This is a genomic window from Cyanobacterium sp. Dongsha4, assembly GCF_036345015.1.
In the GTDB taxonomy this organism is placed as follows: Bacteria; Cyanobacteriota; Cyanobacteriia; order Cyanobacteriales; family Cyanobacteriaceae; genus PCC-10605.
Genome location: NZ_CP084098.1, coordinates 3445700 through 3459485, shown reverse-complemented (window position 1 = coordinate 3459485; position 13786 = coordinate 3445700). Strand labels below are relative to the sequence as shown.

General features: G+C 36.0%; 10 protein-coding genes. 5 read left to right on the top strand and 5 right to left on the bottom strand.

From position 1 onward, the window contains the following. Positions 1-203: 203 nt before the first annotated feature. The gene (locus Dongsha4_RS14860; RefSeq protein ID WP_330203105.1) at positions 204-1163 is read left to right on the top strand and encodes an SDR family oxidoreductase; all 960 of its coding nucleotides are present in this window, start codon (positions 204-206) and stop codon (positions 1161-1163) included. After that, complete coding sequence (locus Dongsha4_RS14855; protein ID WP_330203104.1) at positions 1150-2040, top strand: DUF2887 domain-containing protein; 891 nt, start codon at positions 1150-1152, stop codon at positions 2038-2040. The genes Dongsha4_RS14860 and Dongsha4_RS14855 overlap by 14 nt, the downstream gene beginning before the upstream one ends. A gap of 53 nt (positions 2041-2093) precedes the next feature. On the opposite strand, the gene Dongsha4_RS14850 is transcribed toward Dongsha4_RS14855, so the two are convergent. Further along, entirely contained in the window at positions 2094-2651 is a 558-nt protein-coding gene (locus Dongsha4_RS14850; protein WP_330203103.1) for a manganese efflux pump MntP family protein, read from the bottom strand. 9 nt (positions 2652-2660) lie between these two features. Continuing rightward, a complete protein-coding gene (locus tag Dongsha4_RS14845; RefSeq protein WP_330203102.1) occupies positions 2661-3440 on the bottom strand; it encodes a photosystem II S4 domain protein in 780 nt (259 codons plus the stop codon). Positions 3441-3678: 238 nt separating this feature from the next. Between Dongsha4_RS14845 and Dongsha4_RS14840 the strand changes: the two genes are divergently transcribed. Together Dongsha4_RS14840 and Dongsha4_RS14835 are read left to right on the top strand one after the other, a co-directional pair. Continuing rightward, positions 3679-4704 (top strand): long-chain acyl-[acyl-carrier-protein] reductase, encoded by a 1026-nt coding sequence (locus tag Dongsha4_RS14840; protein WP_330203101.1) that lies wholly within the window; start codon positions 3679-3681, stop codon positions 4702-4704. A gap of 178 nt (positions 4705-4882) precedes the next feature. Beyond that, positions 4883-5686 (top strand): carbohydrate ABC transporter permease, encoded by an 804-nt coding sequence (locus Dongsha4_RS14835; RefSeq protein WP_330203100.1) that lies wholly within the window; start codon positions 4883-4885, stop codon positions 5684-5686. Between the two features lie 111 nt (positions 5687-5797). On the opposite strand, the gene Dongsha4_RS14830 is transcribed toward Dongsha4_RS14835, so the two are convergent. Continuing rightward, positions 5798-7543, bottom strand: coding sequence for a diflavin flavoprotein (locus tag Dongsha4_RS14830; RefSeq protein WP_330203099.1), 1746 nt, complete (start codon positions 7541-7543; stop codon positions 5798-5800). A gap of 335 nt (positions 7544-7878) precedes the next feature. Here Dongsha4_RS14830 and Dongsha4_RS14825 point away from each other — a divergent pair, with 335 nt between their 5' ends. Continuing rightward, on the top strand, positions 7879-8052 hold the full coding sequence (locus Dongsha4_RS14825) for a hypothetical protein (RefSeq protein ID WP_330203098.1): 174 nt from the start codon (positions 7879-7881) through the stop codon (positions 8050-8052). A gap of 306 nt (positions 8053-8358) precedes the next feature. Here Dongsha4_RS14825 and Dongsha4_RS14820 read toward each other — a convergent pair whose 3' ends face one another. Further along, positions 8359-11403, bottom strand: coding sequence for a peptidase domain-containing ABC transporter (locus Dongsha4_RS14820; RefSeq protein WP_330203097.1), 3045 nt, complete (start codon positions 11401-11403; stop codon positions 8359-8361). A gap of 229 nt (positions 11404-11632) precedes the next feature. Then, positions 11633-13534, bottom strand: a complete 1902-nt coding sequence (locus Dongsha4_RS14815; RefSeq protein ID WP_330203096.1) for a cation:proton antiporter — start codon at positions 13532-13534, stop codon at positions 11633-11635. Positions 13535-13786 lie beyond the last annotated feature (252 nt).

Genomic DNA, 13786 nt, shown 5'->3' with positions numbered 1-13786 from the left:
ATTTTTTTTAAGAAACGTTTGTACTGTAACAAATGAAATTTACTTAATCTGATTGATTAATCAATTTAGTTGATGTAGGTAGTTACAATTAGTTTAGAATTAGAATCATAATATTAATCTTTAATCGAATTAGTTAATGGGAAATAATCATTTTTTGTTTGATTTGAGTTAATATTTTTTATCTCATATAAAAACAAAGAAATATGTCTAAATCAATATTAATCACTGGTGCAACAGGATTTATCGGCAATCACCTTCTTTGTAAATTAGAACAAAAAAACCACAGAATAGAGATCGCACTTCGTACTCAGTCTTATTCTAAGTATAAAAATATTGTTATCGGAGAAATAGATAATCGCACTTCTTGGAAAAATGCCTTAGAAAACATTGATGTTGTTATCCATCTAGCGGCAAGGGCTCACATTTTACAAGAATCTGTAACTAATCCAGAAGCTGAGTTCGATCGCATCAACGCTGAAGGTACAATTAATCTGGTGAAACAATGTCTTAAGATGGGGGTAAAACATTTCATCTTTCTAAGCTCGATCGGTGCTGTAATCACTTTAAGCGATACTATTATTAAGGAATCTTCTCCTTGTAATCCTGACACTCCCTACGGTAAAAGCAAATTAAAAGCAGAAAAAGCCCTAGAAGAACTTTGTCAAAACAGTACCATGACTTATACCATTCTACGACCCACTCTTGTTTATGGTGCAAATAATCCGGGTAACATGGAGAGGTTATTAAAATTAGTTGCCAAAGGCTTACCCCTTCCACTAGGAGGCGTTAATAACTCCCGTAGCCTCGTTTATGTGGGTAATTTAGTAGATGCCATTATAACCTGCATTGACCATCCCCAAGCTAAAAATCAGACTTTTATTGTCAGTGACGGAGAAGATTTGTCAACCCCTGAGTTAATCAGACGCATTGGGAAAGCCATGAATAAAACCCCCTTATTATTACCTATACCTTCTAGCTTGATTAAAATAGGAACAAAATTACTAGGAAAAGAAGAAGTAGGCGATCGCCTCTTAGGATCATTGCAGGTGGATAGTGGTAAGATTAGAAACACCCTTAATTGGCAACCTCCTTATACCGTAGATGAAGGAATAAAAATAACGGCGGATTGGTTTAAGGAAATGATGAAAAATGAAAACCGATAAACTTTTTTACCAAATATTTATTAATCAACCTAGTTTAATTACCGAATTATTACCTGAAATTCCCAGTAACTGTCAATTTGAATATACAGCACCAGTTGTTAAAGATACAGAATTTCGTTTAGACGGACTATTAACTCCTTTATCTGATGATACAAATATTCCATTAGTCTTTTTAGAAGCACAAATGCAAAAAGACATCAAATTCTATCATCGATATTTTGCGGAGATATTTCTCTATTTAAGTCAATATGAAATCAAAAGACCGTGGAAAGGTTTATTAATACTAAAAAACAAAAATAATGATTTAGGTTCAGAAGTTCCTTATCAAATATTATTGAATAATAATATTACTAGATTATACCTAGAAGAATTATCAAACACAGAAACATTAAGCCCTAATTTAGCTTTACTCAGATTAATTGTCAGTCCAAATTCTGAAATTAAGCACTTAGGAAATCTTGTATTAAATAGTGCTAAAACCCAAGAAGACTTCCAAAGACAGTTCACTTTAATCGAAGCTATACTAAAAAGTAAATTACCCCAATTAAAAACAGAGGATATATTGACTATGTTTGACTTAAAAACTGCTACTATGCCCAAATTAGATGCCTATGAAACCTTAGTCAAATACTGGCAAGATAAGGCTAAAGAAGAAGGCATACAAAAAGGTTTGGAAGAAGGCATACAAAAAGGCTTAGAGGAAGGAGAAGCCAATTTGCTGATTCGTCAATTAAATCGCCGTTTCGGTAGTTTAACCGATAATCAAAAACAGACAGTGCGATCGCTCTCTATTCCTCAATTAGAATCTTTAGCAGAGGATTTATTCGATTTTGAAAATATATCAGATTTTGAAAAATGGTTGGAAAAAGTGGGTTAACTACATTTTTAGTCTGTTTAAAAAACAAAAAATGTTGAAATGAATACAGATTTCTAAAGATGTTCTAATAAGATTTTAAAACCAATACCTATTAGTACAAAACCACCGATTATTTCCGCTTGTTTCTCAAATAAATGACCGAATTTACTTCCTAAAAATACACCTGAAAAAGAAAGCAAAAAGGTAATAATACCAATGATGACGGCGGCAGTAATAATGGGAGTTTTAATCACAGAAAAACCCAAACCTACAGCTAAAGCATCTATGCTGGTAGCAATGGCTAAGGTTAACAAAACATATAAATTGCGAAAGTCTGTACCTACTTCTTCTTCATCGTCTTCTTGCCAAGCCTCATAAAGCATTTTCCCACCAATAATACTTAATAAACCAAAGGCAATCCAATGATCAAAACTAACAATAAATTCCCGAAAACTTAAACCAGCAAACCAGCCAACTAAGGGCATAAAAAACTGAAATCCGCCAAAAAATGTGCCTATAATGATGGCATCTTTAAGAGTTACTTTTTTGAGGCTAATACCGCTACCCACAGACACCGCAAAAGCATCCATCGCTAGTCCAAATGATGTTAAAAAAATTGTCAAAAAGTTCATTAAATCCCCCTAAACAAACCTTGTTAAATTGATGCGATAACGTTCTTTCTTAGTAAGTGCGATCGCACCTATCTCTAATCTACCCTTACCACGAAAAGAGACTAAATCACCATCTTTGACATTATAACTGGGTTGCGTAATTTCTTTCCAATTAACCCTTACATCTCCATTATTAATCGCATCCGCCATTTTACTACGGGAAATGCCAAAACCAAAAGATGCGATCGCATCCAACCTTAAAGAAGCCTCTACCGTTGTCATTTCTTTCTTTTTCGGAGGGCGAATTTTCAAATCTGATAAATCTATCTTACTGGTTTTCACAGGTACAGAACGCACTTGAGTTAAAGCCGTTTCCAAAAACTCCCCTATTTCGGGAGTAACGATAACCTGAGCTCCTCTTTCACCCAAAACGATAATATCACCGATTTTATCTCTAACAATACCCGTACCTAAAATCGCTCCCAAAAAATCCCGATGAGTAGCCGTATCAAAAAGAAAATTACCAGCAACATCTAAAGCCATCAAAGGAATTTCTGTTACATCACCATAAACCTCTTCTCGATGAATACCTACCCGTTGCCTTTCTGCTTGAGGATAGCCCCCCCAACAAACTATTTTTACCTCTGTCAAAGAAGCAAAAATTTCATTAACCTCTGCCAATACGGGGGGAGAAAGAAAATCTGTCATCACTAACTCCCAAGTCTTAATCGCCTTCTCAGCCTTATCAATCACACGGGCAATATCTTCTTTATTTTCAACTCTCTTTAACAATTCGTCTCTAGGCAACATAATTCAATTAGGAATTAGTAATCAGCAATTAGTAATTATAACCTGCTAGGAGATGACAGTTATTTCCCATTAAGCATTCATTCACTGAGTTTTGCCCTGTCACTATCAGAAATCAGCACTCACCACTTTTTTTTGTTACATTTTTTAGTAATATGATAAAAAGTCTTAACTTATTCTTAGCTTTTATTGACTTTCCGTATTTCAAAAAAAACATTATATTAAAGTAAAATATTATTAAATGTTTGGTCTCATCGGTCACTTAACCAACTTAGAACACGCTCAAAAAGAAGCTCACAAACTGGGCTACTCTGAATATGCCAATGAAGGATTTGAATTTTGGTGTTCTGCACCTCCCATATTAGTGGATGAGTTTCAAGTCAAGAGCGTTACAGGGGAAACCATTGAAGGCTGTTATATCGAATCTTGTTTCCTCCCAGAAATGTTAAACAGTCGTCGCATCAAAACTGCTATCAGAAAAATTTTAAATGCGATGGCATTAGCTCAGAAAAACGACATAAACATTACTGCTTTGGGAGGCTTCTCTTCCATTATTTTTGAGGAATTCAACCTTAAAGAAAATAAGCAAGTGCGTAACGTTGAATTGGAGTTTGAACGCTTTACCACTGGTAATACTCATACAGCTTATATTATTTGTCGTCAAGTAGAACAAGCCAGCGCTCAATTAGGTATTGATTTGAGTCAAGCAACAGTTGCTGTATGCGGTGCTACGGGCGATATTGGCAGTGCTGTTTGTCGTTGGTTAAATCAAAAAACTGATGTTGCCGATTTACTATTAATTGCCCGTAATCGTGAGCGTTTAGAGCTTTTACAGTCTGATTTAGGTAGAGGTAAAATTATGGGTTTGGAAGAAGCCTTACCCTTAGCTGATATAGTGGTGTGGGTTGCTAGTATGCCCAGAGGGGTAGAAATCAACAATGAAACCCTGAAAAAACCTTGTTTATTAATTGATGGTGGTTATCCGAAGAACTTAGGTACTAAATTTAATCATCCTGATATTAAGGTATTAAATGGCGGTATTGTAGAACATTCTTTAGATATTGACTGGAAAATTATGGAAATTGTCAATATGGATATACCCGGAAGACAAATGTTTGCTTGTTTTGCTGAGGCTATGTTACTAGAGTTTGAGAAATGGCATACTAATTTTTCTTGGGGAAGAAACCAAATTAGTGTCGAAAAAATGGAACAAATTGGCGAAGCCTCTGTTAAGCATGGCTTTAAACCTCTTTTGACTTTTTCTTAGCAGAAATTTTCGATTTTAGAAAGTTTCGAGTTTCAGGTAACTGGTTTTGGGTTTAATTTTTTTACAGGGGTAAAGAGAATTAACAATTAGTAGTTAACAATTAATAACTAGCAATTAGTAACACAATACCCCTAACTCCGAACTCATTTCACCTTATCCCTCATGAGAATCAATTTTTATGGATAAGTTTACTAATTCGACATTTAAAATCTTTAGTTTTATCTTATTATTAGGGGGATTAATTATTATTTTATCTCCCTTTATTTTTATTTTATATACTTCTTTTTTCTCAACAGGAACTGAGTCTAAATTTACTTTACAATATTATCAGTTGGCATGGGAAAAGGGCAATTTTTTATTAGCTTTTGCTAACTCTGGATTAGTTGCGATCGCATCCGTATTTTGTCAAGTAATAACTTCTACTCTGGCAGGTTATGCTTTAGCGAGACCAAAATTTCGAGGCAAAAACTTTATTATTTTGCTTATTATATCTACATTAATTATTCCTTTTCAAGTATTAGTAATTCCGATTTTTTTAATCTTGAAATGGGGACATTTAATCAACACCTATTGGGCGTTAATATTACCTTCCGCCGCCAGTGGTTTTGGTATTTTTTTGATGCGTCAATATTTTATCTCTATTCCCGTAGAATTAGAAGAAGCGGCAACCCTAGACGGTGCAAACTCCTTACAAATTATCTGGCAAATTTTATTTCCCTTAGCTAAACCTGCAGTAATAACTCTTTCCCTATTTACCTTTATCGGGGAGTGGAATGATTTATTTAAGCCTTTAGTATTTACTAATACCCCTAATTTAACCACTGTGCAATTAGCTTTAGCATCCTTTCAGGAACAGTTTACCAGTAATTGGTCATTACTTATGGCGGCGGTAATAATTGCCACTATTCCTGTTATTATCTTATTTATTCTCGGTCAAAAACAGTTTATTCAAGGGGTAAGTGATACGGGAATTAAAAATTAACAAAAGTATTTAAGCTAGGAGCTTATGTAAGTTATCTGGTTAAGACAGAGTTGGGGTCAATAGAGAAGGGTTTTAGTTATTTTCAAGAACGAAGAAAAAATGTAATTTCCATTAGTAATGCGTTCCAGATTTACGATGATGAATGGCGGTTATTCCTATTTCTGAAAGTAATTTACCTTGAGTTGCGATCGCATATAAGACCCAATGATCACCACATTCTAAACGATTTTTAACTTCACATTCCAGATAGGCTAAAGCATCACTTAAGATAGGGCTACCATTATCGGCTGTTTCTAAATTGATATTCACAAAACGGTCTTCTCCGGGGGCAAAGGGCTTGAGAAAATGTTTCATTAAATCGATATGTTTCCCTTCTTCAAGAATATTTAAGACAAAATGACTACCAATAGGTAACAAAGACTCGATCGCTCTTTCTTTAGCTACTGCAATAGTTAAACCGGGGGGGTTAAAAGTTGCCTGAGATACCCAAGAAGCAACCATCGCTCCCTTTAATTCTTCCCTTTGAGTAGTCACAATTGAAAGAGAACCCACAATGCGTCCCAAGGCTTGTTCTGTACGGGCAGTTAAAGTATTACTAGCGGCGGATTCTTTCGATTTTAGAGCTTTTTTGCGTTTTTTCAAGGCTTGAGCAAAATCTGTTCCTGCTTCCTCACAGGTTTTTAAAATTGCTTCAGTGGGCTTAAATTTAACTCTGATGGTGTCAAAACCAAAGCGATAACCCCCATCCTTAAATTTTGATTCCAATAGGTCTATGGCTTCTCCACTCCATCCATAAGAACCAAATACCCCCACTATCTTATTGCGATCCGCAGTGGCTAAAGCAACACCTAAAGCACTTTGAATTTGAGTCGGAGCATGACCTCCTAATGTAGGCGAACCGAAAATAAAGCCATCACAAGAGGCGATCGCTTCTTTTATTTCTCCACTATCGGCAAACTCTGCATTGATAGATTCCACCCTTACCCCCGCTTTAGTAATTCCTCGTGCGATCGCATTAGCTAAAATGGCAGTATTACCATAAGCAGAAGCATAAACCAAAGCAACATTAAGAGTTTGATTTTGTTGATCTGATAACCATTGAGAATATAAACCCGTTAACTCATGTAAACCATACTTCACTAAAGGACCATGACTAGGGGCATAAACCAGCGCAGAAAAAGGCTTAATTTTTTCTAGTGCCTTACTTACCTGATTACTGTAAGGAGCAATGACGCAGTCGAAATAGTAGCGTCTATCTTCAAAATAAACTTGCCAACCTTCATCAAATATTTGATCCCCACAAACATGAGAACCAAACAACTTATCTGTGTAAAAAATATCAGTCTTTTTATCAAAAGTTAAAAGTTGATCAGGATAACGGGGATTGGGAGTAGTAATAAAATCTAATTGATGTTCTTTTCCTAAATTTAATTGATAGTCATTTTTGATGGAAATAATATTTAAAGAATAATCTTTAACTGTTTCACTATAGGAGTTTTCAAAAATTTCTCGTAAAGATTTTGCCCCCGTATTAGAGACAATAAAAGTAACTTGAGGAGCTAATTGAATTAGTCTGTTTAAAGTAAAAGCACGATTAGGGTTGATATGTCCTAAAATCACATAATCGATCTTTTTTAAATCAATTCTTGCTGATAAAGCGGATAAAAATATTTCAGTGAAAGACTCCCCCGGAGGATCAATTAAAGCGGTTTTGTCTGCTTCGATCAAAAAACTATTCGCCGTTGTACCACGACTTAAGCCATATTCTACCTCAAACTTTAAGCGTTCCCAAGTCCGAGAACGGAATATTCTCGTATCCAAAGCAATATTACACACTTGTACATCTTTAGATCCCATAACCAACGTCCCCGCTATTATTTTCTTTTACCTTCCATTATCTAATATGGTTTGTTTAGGATCAAGCAATTCTCATTTATTTATCTGAATTGTTTTTATTAATTCTATTTATTAAAGTCTATTGTAGTTAAAATTCTTTGAGGATTATCATCGTAATTTTTATTCATAAATAACATAGTATTTGAGTTGATCTTGGAAACATTATCAACAAAGACAAAATTATTAAGAAATATGGACAATTATTAATGTTATTAACAAAAGATTATTCCCTCAAAAAAAAGGTGTTAGTTTGAGATTTATATAAAAATAAACATTTACATAAAACACTAAAATAAATGAGAGATAATCAAGGAAAAGATTTAGTAGGTGCAGGTCTAACAGCCGCTATTGGTGCAGGAATTATTACATCTTATGCAGTCAGTCAAGGACAACATCCCCTTGTGGCAACGGGAATTACTATATTTTCTGCCCTTTTAGCAGTGGTTATTTATCAAGCAGACCTAATTTAATTAGTAATGAGCAAAAGTGTTTAATTAACAATAACCCTAACACCATAACACCCCAATCCCCCAACAATCCAAAACCTGAAATCTGACACCTCTTCCCGAACAGGGTTTTTTCAAAGTCAGGGCAAAATTATCTTGCCCTCACCCCCAACCCCTCTCCCACAGTAGAGGGGAGCGTTTTTTCTTAATAATTGATTAATTAATACTTAAAAACTCCTGTATCTGTTACTATTTGTTAGTTTCAAAAATTGACATTTTTGAGAATGAAAAAACCCTGCTTCCCGAACTCCTAACCCCGAACTCCTAACTCTAACTCTTAACTTTTTGCTGTTGTTGATAAAGATGATAATAACGCCCTTGCAAAGCCATTAACTCATCGTGAGTTCCTTTTTCGGCAATAATTCCGCTATCCATCACAAGAATTAAATCTGCACTGCGAATAGTTGCTAGACGGTGAGTAATAAATAAAACTGTGCGATCGTGGAAAGCATGAATTAGATTATGACAAACTTGAGCTTCTGTGTTGTAGTCTAAAGCACTGGTTGCCTCATCTAAGACTAACATCCGAGGATTTTGTAACACAGAACGTGCGATCGCAATTCTTTGTCTTTGTCCTCCAGAAAGAGAAGCCCCCCTTTCTCCTACTCTGGTATTGTAACCATTAGCAAGACTCATAATAAACTCATGGGCGCAAGCGATTTCTGCCGCGCGAATCACTTCATCAGAACTAGCAGAAGGATTAGTTAAAGCGATATTCTCGAAAATAGTGCCATCGAATAAAAGACTCTCTTGAGGTACAACCCCCACCTGACGACGGAGAGAGTACAATTCTACTCGGTTAACATCATAACCATCGATTAAAATACGCCCAGATTCTGGTTCATATAAGCGAGAAACGAGTTTTGTCATGGTACTTTTACCTGCACCACTTTCCCCCACGATACCCACGAAAGTACCAGCGTTAATGTCGATACTAACGTTGTTTAATTGTAAAGGACCGTGAGGCTTAAAACGAAAACAAACATTTTCATATTGTAAATGACCATCAATCAAAGGCATAGGTATATTATCTCTATCTTCCTCCGCTTCTTGAGGATGATCGACAATATCTGCTAAACGTTCCAAGGAAAGGGCTGTTTGTTGGAAATTTTGCCATAATTGAGCAAGACGTAAAATCGGTTGGGTAACATAACCAGCAATGATACGAAAAGCGATTAATTGTCCTAAAGTCAAATCCCCTTGTAAAACCAGATACGCCCCCACCCATAATACTAATAACTGAGATAATTTATTTAAGAAATTACTAGCAGAACCGGCAAGGGTTTGAGTAATGACGGTTTTAAAACCTGTACCCACATATCTAGCATATCTTTCCTGCCATTCCCAACGAGATTTTAACTCGATGTTTTGGGCTTTTACTGTTTGAATCCCCGACATAATTTCCACTAAATGAGATTGAGTCGAAGCATTGCGTTCGGCTTTTGCCCTTAATTGACGACGAATGAGGGGAGAAAATATCAGAGTTAATGCCACAAAAATAGGAATGATACCCAATGCCACAAAGGTTAACAAAGGGCTATAGATAAACATAACCACAATATAGATCACCGAAAAAATAGCGTCTAACACCACTGTTAGGGCAGTTCCTGTCAAAAATGACCTAATATTCTCTAACTCATTAATACGGGTGGAAATTTCCCCCACAGGACGCTTTTCAAAGTACCTGAGCGGTAGCCGTAAAAGGTGATCGATAATCTCCGATCCCAAGGTCATATCAATGCGGTTCGTAGTATCAACGAAGGAATAAGTTCGCAGGGTGCTTAAAATTGCCTCAAAAACCGCTAAAACAACTAAAAATATACCTAATACTTGCAAAGTGTCGGGGCTATTTTGCACAATCACCTTATCAATGATAATTTGAATCATCAGAGGATTTGCTAAGGCGAATAGTTGCACAAAGAAAGAAGCTATAAATACTTCTAGTAAAACCCATTTATATTTAATGATGGAAGGAACAAACCAGCTTAAACCAAATTTTTCTTCAGGGGTTTCTTTTGTTTTTTTCAACAATAAAACTTTCCCTTCTTGACCCCACATTTCCAGAAATTCAAGGGTTTTATACTCTCTAACTCCTCTTAAAGTGGGATCACCTACGATGACTGTTTTTTCATTGGCTGTATAGACAATAACCAGGGAGTCGGATAACTTGGTTAAAAAAGTTCCTTCGAGTTTGCCAAATGCCCCGGCGGGAACACCTATTAGTTGTGCATTTAAGCCGATTAATTCTGTAATAGCTCCACAAACATCAAGGGATAATGCCCCATTTCTTTGTACTTGCTCTTTAACAATACGTTCTAAAACATCTCCCCGAAAAGGAATTCGATAATATTTAGATAGCATTCGCATACAAGCAATACCGATTTCAGCTTCACTTCTACCGCTATAGAAAGGATAATCTTTGAGGGGTTTACGGGATTCTGCTTGAAGAGTGCGAGGTTGTTTTTGTAGAATTTGAGGGTCAGCTAAAGGGATTTCCTCGTTATCCATCAATACAGCAGGAGTAATGGCTGTTTGAGAAGGAGAATTGTTTTCTTTTCTATCTTCTTCTGCCCATAAATCTTCTTCCTCATCTTTTTCTATTACCTGCCCATTTTCATTTTTAAGGGGAATAGATTGGGGAATGCTCAAGGAAATAAGACGGCAGTTAGTTTCTAGGGTTAAACTTTCATTTATTGTGACTATATCTCCGATGTCGAAACCGTTGATTTTACCGCTACTTAATACCCATTCCTGATTTTCGGGAAGATTTGGGAGGCGATCGCATTTTCCAGCTACTAAATGACAAACTTGAGCTTTATTAACGGCATCTTTGGCGAGGGCTTTAATATCTCCGTGAGCAATAGCTTTTTTGACCAGTTGAGAGCCTAATAAATCAAATACTTCGATTAAACCTGCTTTTTGCTGATAATAATTTTTTAAACTCGAATGTTGTCTAAGTAAATCTAAAAACTTATCTCTATCAATAGTTAAAGCAACCACCTCCGTAGATGCGATCGCAGTTTCTGTGGGAAAACCCCGCATTAAACTTTCCCAACCGATAACATTACCATAACTGAGTAACTGAACACTTACAGGTAAATTATTGCGAGGATCATAAGCAATACAACGGGCTTGACCTTCGTAAATAATTGCCACATAAGGAGGAATGTTATCCTTAACTAACATAATTTGCCCCATTTCGTATTTTAAGGGCTTAAAATGAGAAGAAATGACCTCTATTTCACTGCGAGAAAGATTATTAAAGGGTTCAACACTAGAAATAAATTCTGCTACTGAACCTGTTGTATAAACCATAACTTATCGATAAAAAATTAATAATTAATCGTATTTAATATGTAAATTAATCTCAGTAAATATCTGTAGAGTTAATTGTACCGTCAAAATTAGAACTTCTTGAATAATTAAGATTTGGTTAATAAAATTCAACTTGAGTTCTTTAAGAAGGAAGTGTTAGGGTGTTGGGGTATTAGGGGAAAGTAGAGGCTTAGGGTTTTTGGATATTGGGGTGTTAGGGAGAGGTTAATTAACTAACTACTTTCATCAAAGTTGCAATGGGGATTTCCTCCACTTCTGGTAACTGGCTAAGACTAAAGCGAGAAGAAACAGTATTTCCCGACAGTTGTTTTAAAAGTTGAGGGCGAGAGTCGTGAAGTAAATAAATAATCTCATCATTGGGTTGCCATTCTTCCCCTGCACTCACAATTTGCAATTTGCCTTTTCTTTTCAACAACAGAGGTAATAATTCCCCTGAATTAATCATGGTATTCAAATGCACTGTTTGTAACTCAACTTGAGGTTTGATAATGGTTTTACCCAGTTTAAATTGTCCTTCTTTGAGATACTGATTCCAATCTTTAACGGATAATTTAGAAATGAATGCTTGATTAATTTTTTGTTTATTCGTTTTGATTTTGTTTTCCTCATCATTGGGAAATACTGCAAATAATCGAGGTGGAGAAAATTCTTCCAATGCCCTTTGAGTAATCATTAAATTAACATCTGCATTCGTAGTTAAAGCGATAAAAGTACCAAAAGAATCTATCCCCGCTTTTTCTAATAATTCATGATCTAATGCACTACTTTCATAGACTGAGAGATTATCTTGTTTTGCCCTCTCACAATCTTCTTTATCTGTATCAATTAAAACTACTGATTCTCCCTCGCCCTGAATTAAACTGGCAATTAATCTTCCTAAAGGATTACAACCGACAATCATCGCTCCAGAGGCTTGATCTAAAGTAATCTTTAACAATCGTGCGATCGCACCTGCTGTCAATCCCTGTAAAAAAACAGTCATCATAATAGTTAAGAATACTAAACCCTTAATGGAACTTCCACCATTAATCCCATTTTGAGTAAGTAAAATAGCAAATAAAGAAGCAACAGAGGCAGAAACAATACCACGGGGCGCAACCCAAGCTAAAAAGAACTTTTGTCGCCAATTCATGCCATTACCCCAAGTACAAAGCAAAATACTTAACGGGCGCACTGCAAACATTAAAATTAAAACCGTGACAACACTACCCCAACCAAGGGCAAAAATACTAGCAATAGATAAATCCGCCGCTAAAAGAATAAATAAAACCGATACTCCTAAAGTTGTTAACTGCCCTTTAAATCTCAATAACAATCTTTCTTCAGGAATCCCCGCCGCCCTTAAAACGATACCTGCGGTAACAGTTGCCATTAATCCAGACTCACTAATAATCATTTGAGAAAGTCCAAAAGTACCCCAAACCCCCGCTAAAACCACGAGATTTTTTAAATCATCACCAAGGAAATTCGCTTTTTTTTGAAAAGTGCCTAATAACCAACCACTAATTCCCCCCAAAATTGCCCCAAAACTAAGACGTAACAACAAACCAGAAACAATTTCTAAGGAGTTTGCCGATTGGTTAAGAATCGTATTCAATACCACCACTGCTAAAATAGCACCAACAGGGTCAATTAATACCCCCTCTCCTTCCAATAAAGTGGCAACTCTTTTATCCACTGTAACTTGCTTAAGTAGTGGACCGACTACCGTAGGACCTGTCACCACCACCAACGAGGCATATAAAAAGGCTATTTGCCAAGGAAATTCTGCAAACCAATGAGCCGCCATCCCCCCTCCCAGAAAGGTAATGAGAGTGCCGATAGTTACTAAATTACGGATACTTCCTGATACTTGTCCGATTTTATTTAACTCTAAATTTAAGCCCCCTTCAAATAAAATAATGGCAACGGAAAGGGCAACTAACACTTCTAATCCTGAGCCTAGTAATTCTGGATGTAGTAACTCTAAACCATCTCGACCGATCGCAATTCCGAAAATTAGCAGGAAAACAATACTAGGGATTTTAAAAAATTCCCCTAATACTTGAGCGCTAATCCCCGCTACAACAGTAATTACTATTTGTAGGGTAAGAGTAAATGATCCATCCATTATGGCAATCCTGATAGTTCGATATTTTTTTGCTTTATAAGCTCAGTAGTAAAATACTCCTATACATAGTAACTTATTATTCGCATTTGCTTTGACCAAAAGAAGGAGAGAACGAGCGAGAGCTCTTACGCTCCTTTCAGTCGTGAACGGAGTCATTAATTATCAACTATTCACTATTGCCTATTGCCCATTGCCTTGTCTTAATTACTAATTGTTACTTGTCATTAGTACCATTTTGAGAGAATATAGTTT